Raw genomic sequence first — 15634 nt, forward strand, 5'->3', positions numbered from 1 at the left:
CCTCGTTTATGAGACCACTTAGTTATACTCCAATGGAATGAGTGGATGTTTAAGTCGGATCCTTGTCTACAAATCTGACAACTCTCACTGAACAAACATCCCAAGGTTACTTTGGCATATAAATAAGGTGTATAAATAGGGTGTATAATATTGAGATAGTTACGTATAACGGCCGATGATGAAACCACAATCTAGATTATTTCGATTTTTGTTACACTGCGTTTTATTCAGTGCATTCACTTTCCCAACTTATAGTTGGGCGATGAAGTGCAACCCAACAGATTGGAACATCGTGCTCAAGGCGCAAAAGAAAGTTGATGTTCGCTATAACATCCATGCGGTTCGATTTAATCAGCTGTTGAGTATTCATCAACAACGTACTTTATTGCATCAAGAATTTACGTCACAGGAGCTACAAACTTTTTGGCACCCAGACAAAACCGACATGCATCTCACCATGCGCACTCAAATGAAAGCAACACGCGAAGCGGTAGAACAAACAGAAACAGAAATTTCAAAAATCAACAACAGCTTATCTGATATATATCTGACTCGAAAAAACTGGAAATCCATCAGTCAGCATTGTGAACAACAAGGACAAACGATCAATATGATTTCTAGCGAACACTACGTTAGTATGAATCAGGAAATCATTAATGACATCAAGCAACTGAAGAAAAAACTCTCCACCATAAAGCAGCAATATCTTAATGAAATTGCTGCTTTAGAAAACAGTTATCCTGACTAATCCGTAACCCAGTCCCACGCTTCTTGATAATCAGTGAAAGCTCGAACTTCTCCAGCGATAAACCAGCCACCTACTTTTGCAGCGACTTCTTGCCACTCTTTATGACCATAGATAGCGATGCGACTAAAATTTGAACCGTGTTTAAGACCAAGTTTAAAATCGTCCCAAGCGGCTCGTAACTCCCAACCTCGAAGTTCGGTGATATCAACCAGCACTTTTACTTCTGCTGCATCTATTTCTTTTAGTGCTGAATCTAAAACTGGGGTAATAAATTCGTAATCGACATGTGTGAGTTTCCCAACGGCGGTAATCACCACCAAAAAGTCATCTTGTACTCGTTCAATACCTACTGATAAGCCGTGTTTTGTCATACTCATGATGTACCTCCAATTGATATACACTCAGAGAATAGCAAAACCATCACACCTGGATGTGCCCAACATCGCGTAATCAAAAACCGCGAGTCAATATCCTACGTCATGGGTTCACTTAAACGTTAAAGGTTGCGGTTTTGTTTCACTCATTAAGCTCTATGGCTAAACCGTTGGCGCGTTACCATACCCCACTTCTCATCATGATATCTATCTTCGGAAAATTGCCCTGCCGTATAAGAGTTAATCACTCTGCGCCAAAACATCACTGCATGATCCGCTCCCTCAACTTGTTTGATTTCCCAATCTCCCTGTAAACGATGAAACAGTTCACTGATAAACTGCTGTCCTAACTGTCCGCGTCTGAAATAAGGCACAATATAAAAATCACACACTTCATAATTATTTGGGCTCTCAGTTGCTATCGCGGTATGCCCAGCAGGTATATCATCAACATACAATAAATAGCCCTTAACATGCCCACCCAATTCCGTATCTAGCGAGAATGTTCCATCTATGTTGGGCTTCTTTTGCATGATTTTGGAAAACTCACCTTCATAAGCTTGTGATAAGTTCACATAGACATGCGCATTTTTCTCCGTCACTTCGATGATCTTCATACTCACTCCCATTATTCGGCCAATCAAAAGCGGCGACCACAAAATAATCATAACCCCCTATCTCGAATTCAGCATAATTCTTAATGAATTACCTACCAAATCCATTACACAATACTTGACGCTTTATCATATCACTGTGATAGAGTTCCGCTCTTACTGATCAATTAAGTCCATTATGCTCACTCAAATAAACGCTCATATCCCTGTGGGTGTACGCTTTATGTTGCTATCAGCCTTAGGGTTTGCGTTGATGTCTGCCTGCGTTAAATACGTCAGCCTTCATGGTATTCCCGTGTTTGAAATTGTTGCGGCTCGTGCTCTGGTTTCTTTGGTGATCAGTTATGGTGATGTAAAACGGAAAAAGATTTCTTTGTGGGGAAATAATCGACCTTTATTACTCGCTCGCGGTGTAGTCGGAACCTGTGCGTTGATGTGCGTTTACTACGCCGTCACCACCCTACCTCTCGCGGAAGCGACAATCCTGCAATACATTCACCCGGTTTTTACGGCTCTGTTAGCCGTTATTTTTCTGAAAGAACGAATCCAATTCTCTACACTCATCTGTATCGTTCTCTGCTTGCTCGGATTGTTCATCATAGTGAAGCCAACTTTAGGAAATGATACGGCAAATCATTTACCTCTTATTAGTGTGATGATAGCGATTTTAGGCGCGTTCGGCAGTGCTATTGCTTATGTGATTGTGCGAAAACTAAGTAACACTGAAGACAGTTCAGTCATTATTTTTTATTTCCCACTCGTTGCCTTACCTATGTCTATTCTTTTAATCGGAAATAGCTTTGTTATGCCGACATTTGATATCGCTATCATGCTAATTTTTGTCGGTATATTTACCCAAATAGGCCAAGTCGGATTAACCAAAGCAATGCAAACGCAAACCGCTGGTAATGCTTCCGCATACTCTTATGTGCAGATTATTTTTTCGATGATACTTGGAGTCGTATTTTTTGCAGAAGTGCCGTCAATATGGACCTACATCGGCGGTAGCTTGATTGTACTTGGTGCACTCATCAACGTATTTGGTCAGCGCTTAAGTTTGTCGTGGCGACGCTAGTGACTCAGTGATGAACTACGAGATAATATTACTAAGTGCCTAGGTAGGTACTACTGAATTACTAGATATTACGGAATGACGAGGTATCGCGGAGTGATTGAGTATTGTGGAGAGGATCAGTATTTACTGACTCTTACCAAAAGGAGAGGGTAAAGCGGAATCACCAACTTTTCACGAGAAAAACGTTGTACTTCTCGTGAAAAGTCAGCAGTAAGATTAGCCAGCAACCACTGATTCATCATTCACTTCAACCACTTCAACTTGCTCGTTAGCTTGTTGCTCTGCTTCAAGTTTTGCGCGGTCGGCTTTAGAGATGTAACGAGGCTTATTGCTTTTATGCAGCTTAGCATTTTGCTTTTTAAGTCTCGAATTTAAAATTTGGTTGAGTTTCTTTTTACGGTTCATAGTGACTTACCTTAATGACAAGCGGCGAAGAATAAAGTCTTTTGCCCAAAAGCTCAACAGTCAAGCGTACATTAACGATAAATCGTTACTCAACACCCCCTCAAATTGAGGTAATCTCTGCCTATGTATCATCTAATTTATGTACTTAAGACCATAGCTTGATATCCTATGGGCTCCATGACTTACTGATATATAAATATGCTGTTCACTGAACTAAACCTTAGCTCTACGCTTACCAGAGAAATCTCGCTCCAGTTTAAATCGACAACACCAGTACAAGCCTCCGTGATACCAGTTGCCCTTAACGGAAAAGATGTTCTCGCTATCGCGCAAACTGGCAGTGGAAAAACTTGGGCTTATGGGCTTCCTATACTTGAACAGGCACAGCATACTCTTAAGCTAGCGAACGACAGTCTTGATCAGGAAAATAATCGTCGCTCTATGCTTCAGGCATTGGTTTTGGTTCCGACACGTGAACTTGCCATGCAAGTCAATGACGCTCTCTCTTCAGTCACAGCAGCAATTGGTATAAACTCGCTCACCATTTGTGGTGGTGTTGATAAAGAACAACAAATACAGCAGCTATTACTAAACCCTGAGATCATCGTAGCAACTCCGGGCCGACTGCTGGATCTGCTGATCAACGAGCATATTGATGCGAGCTCTCTTAAAACGCTCGTTCTCGATGAAGCGGATCGTTTAGTCGATATGGGGTTTTGGTCTGATATCGAAAAAATCCTGACGTATCTACCAACCTCTCGTCAAACGCTGATGTTCTCTGCGACATTAGTCCCAGAGCTAAAATCCACTATTGAACTGATTCTTTCGAATCCGGTATTGATTCAAACTCACGCTACTAACAGTGTGGTTGAAGATATTGAGGAAATCCTTTATTTGGTGAATAAAGGAAGTAAGACCAATGCTCTTATCGCGCAGATTAAACAACACCAATGGGAGCAAGTCCTTATTTTTATTGGTGCAAAAGACAATGCTGACGCACTGTGTAAAAAGCTCGCCAAAGCCGGAATTTCAGCCGCGGCGCTGCATGGTAATAAGAGCCAAGTCGAGCGAGAAGAAACCCTACTGAGTTTTAAACAAAAACAAACTCAAGTCTTAGTCGCGACGGACCTTCTCGCGCGCGGCATTCATATAGAGAAACTGCCGATTGTGATCAATATGGATTTACCCACCAACCCTGCTGTTTACGTTCATCGCGTCGGTCGTACCGCTCGAGCAGGTGAAACCGGTTTAGCCATATCTTTCGTTTGTCACGGTGAAAATGAATACCTAGATGCAATTAGAAAGCTCACAGAGCGTACTCTGCCTCTTGAGTTACTAGAAGAGTTTCCAGTGACAGATAAACCGTCAACTGGAGAAAGTAAACGCGCCCCACGAGACAAACAAGCAAACAGACGAACGTCAAAGAAGAGCAGCATTAAGCAATTCAAACCAAAACGACAATAATCCGTCTTTAGTTTTATAACGAGAGTGCGCCTAGTTTCGTAATCCCACTGCGAATTGTAGTGGTCACAAAGTACAAAGCGCGCTCTTTATCTTCTTTAGCAACATCAAACTGCGTCTCAACTAATCTAGCGTGACGATCCCCCCCCCCCAAAAAAAAAGAGATGCACCGCAAAATAGACAAACTCTACACCATCCAGGTTCTTTCCCTATAACCAAATACTTGGGATATATCAGTCTAACAACTCAACTGCCCCCTCGTAACGCTGTCTGTCCCTATAAAATCTGATAACTACGGCCTTATAGCGTCTGTCCCCGTTATAGTATAGAGGTCCCCTTTATAGGGATGTATCGGTCTACTTGTAGCGGTGTCTGTCCCTAGAACGATTGACTTGTAGCGATGTCTGTCCCTGGAACGATTGTCGTCGGCCTAGTCACAATGATTAATCATATTCAGCGATATAAACGCCACAGCAGGGCTAGGGGCTCGTTCTTGGATTTGTGCTACAAGATGACATTCATAACTAGATATTGCTCTAAAAGCTCGCTCATGAGTAATACGTTCATGTTTACGGTAGGTTTGGATAACGGAACAGAATAAAAGTAGAAAGGTAGAAAGGTAGAAAGGTAGAAAGGTAGCCTGACGCAAAGCAGGATTAAAACCACAAATTTTAGGCATAAAAAAGGAGAGCCTGAGCTCTCCTTTTCTTAAACCTGAAGCTACTAATTAAAGAGCAGCTTTCGCTTTTTCAACTAGAACAGCAAATGCTGCTTTGTCGAATACTGCGATGTCAGCAAGGATCTTACGGTCGATCTCGATAGATGCTTTCTTAAGACCGTTGATGAAACGGCTGTAAGATAGACCATTTTGACGAGATGCCGCGTTGATACGTGCAATCCAAAGTTGACGGAATTGACGTTTCTTGTTGCGACGGTCACGGTAAGCGTATTGACCAGCTTTGGTAACTGCTTGGAAAGCTACGCGGTAAACACGTGAACGTGCTCCGTAGTAACCTTTAGCTTGTTTTAGAACTTTCTTATGACGTGCACGAGCTTGTACACCACGTTTTACGCGAGGCATTATGCTTCTCCTAAACTAAACGATAAATAAACTAAAAAGAATTAAGCGTATGGCATCATACGGATAACAGCAGCCACTTCACATTTAGGAAGGATTGCGTTAGGACGTAGTTGACGCTTGTTCTTAGTAGTACGCTTAGTCAGGATGTGACGTTTTGTAGCGTGCTTGAACTTAATACCACCAGCAGTTTTCTTGAAACGCTTAGCAGCACCTTTGTTGGTTTTCATCTTAGGCATGATGAATAACTCCGCATTGTTGAGTTGTTTAAACAATAGTAATTAGGGCGAATAAAACCCCACCATCTATTCTTTTTATTCAAAAGAAAGACGGCAGAGTTAGATTACTTGCAAGCCGTTAATTACTTCTTCTTAGGGGCTAGCACCATGATCATCTGACGACCTTCGATACGGCTTGGGAAAGATTCAACTACAGCAAATTCTATAGTATCTTCTTTTAAGCGACGAAGAACATCAACACCGATGTCTTGGTGTGCCATCTCGCGGCCACGGAAGCGAATAGTTACTTTCACTTTGTTGCCGTCTTCAATGAAACTAGTCAGGTTGCGTAGTTTTACCTGATAGTCTCCAATGTCAGTCCCAGGACGGAATTTAATTTCCTTAATCTGGACCTGCTTTTGCTTCTTCTTCTGCTCTTTCGCAGATTTGCTCTTTTCAAAGAGGAATTTGCCGTAGTCCATCACTCGACAGACTGGTGGCTCCGCATTTGGACTGATCTCAACAAGATCCATACCTGCTTCTTCAGCAGCAGCTACAGCTTCCTGAATTGATACAACACCAACTGATTCACCGTCAGCGCCAGTTAAACGAACTTCACGAACGCCACGAATTTCACCGTTTAAACGGTGCGGGTTTTGTTTTACCGGCTGTTGGCCGCGTCTTCCGCCTTTAATAGCTTATTCCTCCAGATTGAGCTTACGGCTAGCGATCTCGTCTTGGATGTATGTAATAAAGTCATCCACTTTGTATTTGCCGAGATCCTTACCTTTACGAGTACGTACTGCAATTTCGCCAGCTTCCATTTCTTGGTCGCCACAAACAAGCATATACGGTACACGCTTTAAAGTGTGTTCGCGGATTTTAAAGCCAATTTTCTCATTTCTCAAGTCTGCTTTAGCTCTAATTCCACATTTTTGTAGTTTTTGTGCAACTTCCTGTGCGTAATCAGACTGTTTGTCTGTGATATTCATTACTACAGCCTGTTCTGGTGCTAACCACGTAGGGAAGAAACCAGCATAGTCTTCAATAAGAATACCAATAAAACGCTCAAGTGAACCCAAAATCGCACGGTGAATCATAACAGGAACGAGACGTTCGTTGTTTTCACCAACGTATGTTGCGCCAAGGCGACCTGGTAGGTTGAAGTCTAGTTGAACCGTACCACATTGCCATGCACGATCTAGGCAGTCGTACAAAGTAAATTCAATCTTAGGACCATAGAATGCGCCTTCACCTTCTTGAATTTCGTATGGAATGTCCATCGCTTCAAGAGATTGTTTAAGTGCTTCTTCAGATTGATCCCAGATCTCATCTGAACCTACACGTTTTTCAGGACGCGTAGATAGTTTCACAACGATGTTGTCGAAACCAAATGTTTGGTATGTATCATATACCATCTTAATACAAGAAGTGACTTCTTCTTGAATTTGGCTTTCTGTACAGAAGATGTGTGCATCATCTTGAGTAAAGCCACGTACACGCATGATACCGTGTAGTGCGCCTGATGGTTCATTACGGTGACATGAGCCAAACTCAGCCATACGTAATGGTAAGTCGCGGTACGATTTCAGGCCTTGGTTAAAGATCTGAATGTGACCAGGACAGTTCATTGGTTTAAGTGCATATTCACGGTTCTCAGAAGAAGTAGTGAACATTGCATCTGCGTATTTATCCCAGTGACCTGAACGCTCCCAAAGAACGCGATCCATAATTAATGGACCTTTCACTTCTTGGTAGCCGTATTCTGTTAGTTTAGAACGAACGAATACTTCTAGATCACGGAAGATAGACCAACCGTTGTGGTGCCAGAACACCATGCCAGGTGCTTCTTGTTGCATGTGGAACAAGTCTAGCTGTTTACCCAGTTTACGGTGGTCACGCTTTGCAGCTTCTTCTAAGCGAGTTAGGTGCTCTTTAAGCGCCTTCTTGTCATGGAAAGCAGTACCATAGATGCGTTGAAGCATCTTGTTGTCACTGTTACCACGCCAGTATGCACCCGCAATGTTCAGCAGTGTAAAGTGCTGACAGAAGCTCATGTTTGGCACGTGCGGACCACGACACATGTCAATATATTCTTCGTGATGGTATAGGCCAGGACGGTCGTCACGAGAGACGTTCTCATCCAAGATTTCCATCTTGTAAGTTTCGCCACGTGATTCAAATGCATCACGAGCTTCCTGCCAGCTTACCTTTTTCTTGATAACTTGATATTTGGTCTTAGCAAGCTCTTTCATACGCTTTTCGATCTTTTCTAGATCGTCTTGCGTTAGAGATTCCTCAAGGTCGATATCATAGTAGAAGCCGCTGTCGATGGTTGGACCAATCGCCATTTTTGCTTCAGGGTATAGCTGTTTCAGTGCATGGCCTAGTAGGTGAGCACAAGAGTGACGAACGATTTCAAGACCGTCGATCTCATCTTTTGCTGTAATAATTTCTAGGCTTGCATCTTCTTCAATCAGATCACAAGCATCAACACGATTGCCGTTAACGCGGCCTGCAATGGTCGCTTTCGCAAGACCAGGACCGATCGATAACGCTACATCTAGCGTTGAAACTGGGTTGTCAAATTGACGCTGACTGCCGTCAGGAAGAGTAATAATTGGCATTTTATTTCCTTACAGTGGTGTTGCACACCAAGCAACACTTGCATTGAAGATCACCTTCGATTGAACAATGCACGAACAAGTCGAAGACAAGCAAATTCAGTAATGTGATGTCCTTTTTGCGCAAATACGGATGCACAATCTGGAACAAGGCAGCATTGTAACCGAAAAGGGCAAAATAACAATGCAAGTCACAAAAATAGCTCTATTTTCATAAAAAAAGCCTCCTTTTTAGGGGAGGCTGATGATATTTATCGACATGAGTGATGAAAATCACATCTTTTTTATCAAGATTAGATATTAATCTGAGTGATATTGTTATTTTTTATAGTACAAAAAATGCCAACTTTTCTTTTTGGCGCTCCGCAAGTTTTGATAACTCATCACTCGCAATCGCACTTTGACTGATACCAACCACATTTTGATTGACCAGCTCAGACATATTCACCACATTACGATTAATATCTTGAGTCACCTGAGATTGCTGCTCTGCTGCGGTTGCAACTTGGGTATTGGTATCCGTAAGGTGAGCGACTGACTCTGTGATGCCAACTAAAGCATCATTTGCTTGTGATGTGAGTAGATTATTTTTTTGCAGTAATTCTAAACTGATCTGCATACTGTCATTGGCTAACGTCGACTGCTTTTGAAGTTCTTCAATGATGCTTTGAATTTCCCCTGTCGACTCTTGAGTACGTGCTGCGAGTTGTCGTACTTCATCAGCAACAACTGCAAAACCTCGACCTGATTGACCAGCACGAGCAGCTTCTATTGCCGCATTCAACGCAAGTAAATTGGTTTGGTCAGAAACATTACGTATGACTTCAACCACTGCATTGATTTGTTCTGATTGCGTTTTTAAATGAAGTACCACGTCTGCCGCATGACTCAACGCACCATTCATCTGCTCACTGGCTTGAGCACTTTCAGTGAATGTCGCCAGTGCCGTTTGTGCCAATTGATCAGTGTCACTTGCGGTTGTGTCAGCCAGTTGAGCATTATCACTCACATTGTCTGCTGTGCTTGATAATTCATTCACCGCTGAAGCCACTTGCTCAATCTCAGCAAGTTCTTGCTGTGCATTGTGCTCCGATTGACTCATTACCGCGGCTAATTCTGTTGATGCAGAAGCCACATCTTCACTAATGCGAATCAACTCTTCAATAGTCGACTGCAATTGCACCACCGTTCCATTAACATCTTGGCTTAGTTGGCTGATTTCATTTGTCCCTTTGATTTCAGCTCTAACGGTTAGATTGCCCGCTGCGATATGGCGCATTACCGTTTGAAGTTTCTGAACCGGCTGAACGATCAAGCCTGACAATACCCACGCAACCACAAGAGAGAGCGCTAACACCAACAATACAACAATAGTCGCAACTTGGTTAAGGCTCTCACTCTTTTGTTCACTCGCAAGGACAACACCCGTGACCATATCATTGACTTTTTGCGACAAGCGGCTTGTAGCTAACACCATCACTTCACCACTTTTTCGGTAACGAGAAATCGTGTTTTCATACGTTGATTCCGATACCAATCCATCATCGTAACGGTTCAGCAATTCGATCACCTGACTCGACAACAATAAGTAGTTTTCCACCGATTTCTTTACATCTTCAATATCTGAACGAAAATCCCCTCTTCGCTCCATCGTATTCATAGTTTGCTTTAACTCGACTGAACTCTGCTTCAGATTTGACATAAACTGACTACGGCGATCGGCATCATAAATCGCATAAACCGCACTAATACGCAGTGGGTAAATCTGATCACCAATTTCTGCCAGACTGTCTTTATAGAAAATCAAAGACTCAATATTCGCCGTAATATTTGCTTGCTCTTCATCTAACTTATCTTTTGTAACCCAGAGTGCGACAAAAAGAGAAAGTGATGTAAATAGTGCAGGAAGCAACACTTGTTTGCGAATGGACAAACGGCTAAAAGAAAACATGGTTATAGACCTCAAAGCGAGAAGAAGTCATGTCGATGGTTATGGCGACACAATCAAAAGGGCCGCGATTCTAAAGTAAAAAACACTTTTATTCCATAATGATAGGTGTATCACAAAAAATATTTACACACTTCATTTAACAGATCTATTTATTCACTGAATAACAATTCAAAAACCATTGAGATTAGTTAACCTAAACTTGAGACAAGAAAGCCTATTTGCTCTTAATATCAAAAACTTAGACACCTCATAAGTTCAGCCTCGTCGTTTTCTTCTCACTGAATCGCTCGGCTAACGAACGACCAATACCTAACCCCTTAGCAACTTACTCTTCTTATAGAATCCGATAATCCTTTATCGTTAGAGAACTATCGCTCGTCTTTCTGTGAGTCCATCACGACCATAGTAGAGATAGAGTTCACGTGCACACACTCTCCCAAGACATCAGCATGAAACTTCTTGTAACTGGGCAAGTCTTTCGTTTCTACCCGTAACAAATACTCATTAGCTCCAGTAATATTGTGGCACTCAACGACCTCTTTAACAAAACGCACATGTTCTTCAAATTCCAATTGCGATTGTTTGCGATGGCTCGCCAACCCAATCGACACATAGGCAATAAAGCCTATACCCAACTGTGTTGTATTAAGTCGAGCTCGATAACCAAGAATAACGTCGCTCTTTTCTAATTCCTGTACTCGGCGGAGTGTTGCAGAGGGTGATAAACCAATACGTTCAGCAAGTTCAACATTCGATACTCGGCCATCAATTTTCAGTTCTTGCAATATCCTTTCGTCAAATCTATCCATTATCTAATTTCATTGTGCAATTAAGGTTCAATTGGTCAATAAAAGCACATAATTTCGAGCCTGACTACTTAAACTATTTTTTGAACGGTTAACAGTTAAACTCCTACGCCTGCTCTACAAGGACTGCTCTACAAGGACAGACACTTAACCAGCGCATCAATCAATAATGCACAGATAGGTACCTTAAAATAGGAGCCTTAAATGAGAGAACATTTCAGGCAGTTTCGTCACAATATGATAGTCAGAGGATAATTTATGGAATGGGAACAAATCGGTGCATTAGCCTTATTTGCTTTTGTCTCAACCTTTACACCTGGACCGAATAACTTGATGCTGATGGCATCAGGAGCCAACGTCGGATTTAAACGCAGTATTCCCCATATTTTAGGTATTACTATTGGCTTTCCAGTCATGATCATTTTGGTCGGCCTTGGGCTTATGGAGCTATTTACTCAGTACCCGATTGTGCATCAGGTATTAAAATTCGTCAGTATCAGCTATCTGTTTTACCTTGCGTATAAAATAGCCACCAGCCAGCCACCGCAAACCAACAACCTCTATCAACCGCTGACTTTTCTCAATGCAGCAAGCTTTCAATGGGTCAATCCTAAAGGTTGGTCGATGGCGCTAACAGCTGTCAGCGTTTACAACGTCAATAATTCTGCGCTAGGCCTTGGGATCATCGCGATCATATTTGTCCTCACTAACATTCCGTCCGGGACGGCGTGGACCATCGCTGGCAAACAATTACAACATATTTTAACCAGCCCAAGTCGAATTCGAGCTTTTAATTGGAGCATGGCATTTCTGCTTATTGGCTCGACAGTGCCTATGCTTTAATTAATCGAAACTCGGGCTAAGCACTAGGTGGAAAGTCATCTAGAAGAAAGTTCGTAAAGAATACCGTTCCGGTGGCATATTCACCGCTGGTGTAAGAAATGTAAATTTGATTAAAGATACTATCCGCTTGATGAGGATACTGATACTCTAAATGAGAAGAAGAATAATTATCGAGTGGATTCATGCAAAAGAAGTCTTTTAACTCTATTTCTGTTCGATCAACAGAAACCATTACACCAAACATGCAACGTATTGTCTTTCATGGCGAGGCACTTAAGCAATTCCCTGATGAATGTGAGGGGGGCTATATTAAGTTGCTCTTTAATCAAGCTGGTGGGACAGACTTGGCTGAACTGGGTGAAAGCCGACCAGCAATGCGTACCTATACCATTCGTCGTTTCATGAAAAATGAACAAGCGATCGAAGTCGATTTTGTTCGTCATATTACTGAAGATCTACAATGTGGCTTCGCAGCTCGCTGGGCAATGAATGCCCAAGTTGGTGATAATATTGGTGTAGCAGGTCCTGGGAATATTTCTGATTTAAATCTTGAAGCCGATTGGTTTTTCTTAACCGCTGATATGACGGCTCTACCCGCACTTTCTGTCAAGATTCGTCAGTTACCGAAAGATGCACAAGGTTATGCCATCATCAAAGTAGAAAGTGAAGCTGATATCCAAGAAATCGAGGCTCCTGCTGGAATTAATATCCAATGGATCACTGGCGATCTTGCACAAGCTACTCGCCAACAAATTTGGTTAGAGGGTAATGCTGCGGTCTGGTGTGCTTGTGAGTTCGATTCAATGCGTGCGTTACGTCAGTATTTCCGTAACGACAAGCAAGTTGAACGCGAAAATATCTACATTAGTAGTTACTGGAAACAAGGTGTGTCTGAAGATGGTCATAAGATCATCAAACACCAAGATGCTGAAGAAAACGAATAATATACATAAACATCCAACCAGAGTTCGAGGTTGGATGTTCTTATTTTTATTCAGCCAATTTTTCCGCTAGAAAATCGATCAACAAACGAACCTTAGGAGATAGATTCCGGTTTTGTGGGTAGAGCGCCCAAATCCCTTCTCGCTCATCTCGATAGTCACTTAGAACCTCAACCAATTCCCCCTCATCCAAAGCTTGTTGCACATAGTAATCAGGAAGTTGCACTAGTCCTAGATCTCTCTTTGCCGCATCGAGTAATGCAAAGCCTGAGTTACATTGAATTCGTCCCGAAACTCGTAGCGACTTCTCACGTTTATTATCTTTAAAACGCCAATATTCAATCGAACCCACTAAACATTGATGGTTTGCCAATTCTGATAATGTATAAGGTTCGCCAAAGCGCTCAAGATATTTAGGGCTCGCACATACGTAAAGTTGACGACTAGAAAGCCGCTTCGCAATTAATGTCGAATCTCTTAATCGACCTAAGCGGATTGCCACATCTACGCCCATTTCAATCAGATCCAAGGTTTGATTGGTTAAATTCAGCTCTAGATCAACTTGTGGGTAGCACTCTAAAAACTGATGCAGCAAGGGCGCTAAGTGAGTTTCACCGTACGTCACTGGAGCCGTTACTTTTAATAACCCCTTGGGCGTGCTTTGCATTTGTGTCACAGCCAACTCCGCCAATGCTAAGCCCTCGACTAGGTGTTTACATTGGCTGTGATAGAGCAAACCTGCCTCTGTTAACGTCACTTTACGAGTCGTACGGTGAAGTAGCTTTACCGCAAGACGTTCTTCTAACGCCGCCACTTTACGGCTCACTTGTGCTACTGAGGTATGTAATTTTTTGGCCGCATCGGTAAAACTGTTTGTCTCAGCTACCGCAACAAATTCACTTACACCTTCCCAATTTGCCATCAACTTAAAACTCTATAGAACCTAAAGTCCCATTCTATCATTATTACGTATTTGTAAAAATCATTTTCAATATAGCTGGATTATCAAATATCAAAAAACCTCTAGAATAGGCTCCAACAAAACGACACAGCGAGCGAGAAAATACTCAGCTACGCTTACAACGAATCGGTCGTTATACATACTTTTACTTACTAGATGCTTGAATAGCTTCTAGACCCAAAATTTGAAGATACAACTCGGTGGCAAGAAAGTCCCTTAAGCATAGGTTTACTATGAAATTAAGGCGAAGAACGTAACCAACACTGCTGTATCTTCAAGTATGACGGGTACATACGAATTAATTTATATAGAAATCTAACACTTACTTTACTGTCCGTAAGTAATAACTAAGGAAACACCAATGGCACTTGAAATCAAACCAGGTCAAACTCATATCAAATCTAAAGCGATGGTTGCTTGGGCAGCCGGTGAACCACTAAAAATGGAAGAAGTTGATGTACAACTTCCAAAAGCAGGCGAAGTTTTAGTTCGCATCGTTGCAACTGGTGTTTGTCACACTGACGCATTCACTCTATCAGGTGATGATCCAGAGGGTATCTTCCCATCAATCTTAGGTCATGAAGGTGGCGGCATCGTTGAAATGATCGGCGAAGGCGTGACCAGCGTTGAAGTCGGCGACCACGTTATCCCTCTTTACACAGCTGAATGTGGCGAATGTAAATTCTGTAAGTCTGGTAAAACTAACCTATGCCAAGCGGTTCGTGAAACCCAAGGTAAAGGTCTAATGCCAGACGGAACTAGCCGCTTTTCTATCAACGGCGAAACTATTTTCCATTACATGGGTTGTTCAACTTTCTCTGAGTACACAGTACTACCTGAAATCTCATTAGCGAAAGTAAGTAAAGACGCGCCTCTAGAAGAAGTTTGTCTACTAGGTTGTGGCGTAACAACTGGTATGGGTGCGGTTCTAAATACGGCAAAAGTTGAAAAAGGTGACAATGTTGCTGTATTCGGCCTTGGTGGTATCGGTCTTTCTGCAATCATTGGTGCTCGTATGGCTGGTGCTAACCGCATCATCGGTGTTGATATCAATGAAAGCAAATTCGAACTTGCTAAACAGCTTGGCGCGACTGACTGCATTAACCCAATGAAATTCGACAAGCCAATTCAAGATGTGATTGTTGAAATGACTGACGGCGGCGTTGAATACTCATTTGAGTGTATCGGTAACGTAAACGTAATGCGTCAAGCACTAGAATGCTGTCATAAAGGTTGGGGCGAATCTGTCATCATTGGTGTTGCCGGCGCAGGTCAAGAGATCTCAACTCGTCCATTCCAACTTGTAACTGGTCGTGTATGGCGTGGTTCTGCTTTCGGTGGTGTTAAAGGCCGCTCTGAACTTCCAGAAATTGTTAACCGTTACATGGCGGGTGAGTTTGGTCTACAAGAGTTCATCACTCACACAATGGGCTTACAAGACGTTAACGAAGCATTTGAACTAATGCACAAAGGCGAGTCTATCCGTACTGTTCTACACATGGATAAATAAGCTTAAAAATAAAACATTAGCAAAT

16 protein-coding genes are annotated in these 15634 nt (G+C 42.3%); 6 read left to right on the forward strand and 10 right to left on the reverse strand.

The genetic code is table 11. The annotated features are described in order from the left end of the window. Positions 1-262: 262 nt before the first annotated feature. On the forward strand, positions 263-748 hold the full coding sequence (locus DZ860_RS16015) for a hypothetical protein (protein WP_133305450.1): 486 nt from the start codon (positions 263-265) through the stop codon (positions 746-748). On the opposite strand, the gene DZ860_RS16020 is transcribed toward DZ860_RS16015, so the two are convergent. Then, positions 745-1125, reverse strand: a complete 381-nt coding sequence (locus tag DZ860_RS16020; protein WP_120033269.1) for a SpoIIAA family protein — start codon at positions 1123-1125, stop codon at positions 745-747. The genes DZ860_RS16015 and DZ860_RS16020 overlap by 4 nt on opposite strands. A gap of 146 nt (positions 1126-1271) precedes the next feature. Then, positions 1272-1739, reverse strand: a complete 468-nt coding sequence (locus tag DZ860_RS16025; protein ID WP_120033272.1) for a GNAT family N-acetyltransferase — start codon at positions 1737-1739, stop codon at positions 1272-1274. A 175-nt stretch (positions 1740-1914) separates the two neighbouring features. Between DZ860_RS16025 and DZ860_RS16030 the strand changes: the two genes are divergently transcribed. After that, on the forward strand, positions 1915-2811 hold the full coding sequence (locus DZ860_RS16030; protein ID WP_120033275.1) for a DMT family transporter: 897 nt from the start codon (positions 1915-1917) through the stop codon (positions 2809-2811). 216 nt (positions 2812-3027) lie between these two features. On the opposite strand, the gene DZ860_RS16035 is transcribed toward DZ860_RS16030, so the two are convergent. Continuing rightward, complete coding sequence (locus DZ860_RS16035; protein ID WP_120033278.1) at positions 3028-3216, reverse strand: DUF2986 domain-containing protein; 189 nt, start codon at positions 3214-3216, stop codon at positions 3028-3030. Between the two features lie 198 nt (positions 3217-3414). Here DZ860_RS16035 and DZ860_RS16040 point away from each other — a divergent pair, with 198 nt between their 5' ends. Next, the gene (locus DZ860_RS16040; protein WP_120033281.1) at positions 3415-4680 is read left to right on the forward strand and encodes a DEAD/DEAH box helicase; all 1266 of its coding nucleotides are present in this window, start codon (positions 3415-3417) and stop codon (positions 4678-4680) included. Positions 4681-5404: 724 nt separating this feature from the next. On the opposite strand, the gene rplT is transcribed toward DZ860_RS16040, so the two are convergent. From rplT to DZ860_RS16070, 6 genes are all read right to left on the reverse strand, one after another. Beyond that, positions 5405-5758: a 50S ribosomal protein L20 gene (gene rplT, locus DZ860_RS16045; protein ID WP_004401084.1), complete on the reverse strand. Its 354-nt coding sequence runs from the start codon at positions 5756-5758 to the stop codon at positions 5405-5407. Between the two features lie 41 nt (positions 5759-5799). Further along, complete coding sequence (gene rpmI, locus DZ860_RS16050; protein ID WP_120033284.1) at positions 5800-5994, reverse strand: 50S ribosomal protein L35; 195 nt, start codon at positions 5992-5994, stop codon at positions 5800-5802. A 122-nt stretch (positions 5995-6116) separates the two neighbouring features. Then, entirely contained in the window at positions 6117-6668 is a 552-nt protein-coding gene (gene infC, locus DZ860_RS16055; protein ID WP_120033287.1) for a translation initiation factor IF-3, read from the reverse strand. A gap of 3 nt (positions 6669-6671) precedes the next feature. After that, on the reverse strand, positions 6672-8600 hold the full coding sequence (gene thrS, locus DZ860_RS16060; RefSeq protein WP_120033290.1) for a threonine--tRNA ligase: 1929 nt from the start codon (positions 8598-8600) through the stop codon (positions 6672-6674). A 322-nt stretch (positions 8601-8922) separates the two neighbouring features. Then, complete coding sequence (locus DZ860_RS16065; RefSeq protein ID WP_120033293.1) at positions 8923-10548, reverse strand: methyl-accepting chemotaxis protein; 1626 nt, start codon at positions 10546-10548, stop codon at positions 8923-8925. Between the two features lie 368 nt (positions 10549-10916). After that, the gene (locus DZ860_RS16070; RefSeq protein ID WP_120033296.1) at positions 10917-11357 is read right to left on the reverse strand and encodes an Lrp/AsnC family transcriptional regulator; all 441 of its coding nucleotides are present in this window, start codon (positions 11355-11357) and stop codon (positions 10917-10919) included. Positions 11358-11612: 255 nt separating this feature from the next. Here DZ860_RS16070 and DZ860_RS16075 point away from each other — a divergent pair, with 255 nt between their 5' ends. Then, positions 11613-12197 carry a LysE family translocator gene (locus DZ860_RS16075; protein WP_120033298.1) on the forward strand — a complete coding sequence of 195 codons (585 nt, stop codon included), beginning with the start codon at positions 11613-11615 and terminating at the stop codon, positions 12195-12197. A gap of 182 nt (positions 12198-12379) precedes the next feature. Continuing rightward, positions 12380-13141 (forward strand): siderophore-interacting protein, encoded by a 762-nt coding sequence (locus tag DZ860_RS16080; RefSeq protein ID WP_120033301.1) that lies wholly within the window; start codon positions 12380-12382, stop codon positions 13139-13141. Between the two features lie 46 nt (positions 13142-13187). On the opposite strand, the gene DZ860_RS16085 is transcribed toward DZ860_RS16080, so the two are convergent. Continuing rightward, positions 13188-14060: a LysR family transcriptional regulator gene (locus DZ860_RS16085; protein ID WP_120033304.1), complete on the reverse strand. Its 873-nt coding sequence runs from the start codon at positions 14058-14060 to the stop codon at positions 13188-13190. A gap of 400 nt (positions 14061-14460) precedes the next feature. Between DZ860_RS16085 and DZ860_RS16090 the strand changes: the two genes are divergently transcribed. Beyond that, positions 14461-15609: an S-(hydroxymethyl)glutathione dehydrogenase/class III alcohol dehydrogenase gene (locus DZ860_RS16090; protein WP_120033307.1), complete on the forward strand. Its 1149-nt coding sequence runs from the start codon at positions 14461-14463 to the stop codon at positions 15607-15609. Positions 15610-15634: the final 25 nt, after the last annotated feature.

The organism is Vibrio sinensis, from assembly GCF_003605645.1.
Taxonomy (GTDB): Bacteria; Pseudomonadota; Gammaproteobacteria; order Enterobacterales; family Vibrionaceae; genus Vibrio; species Vibrio sinensis.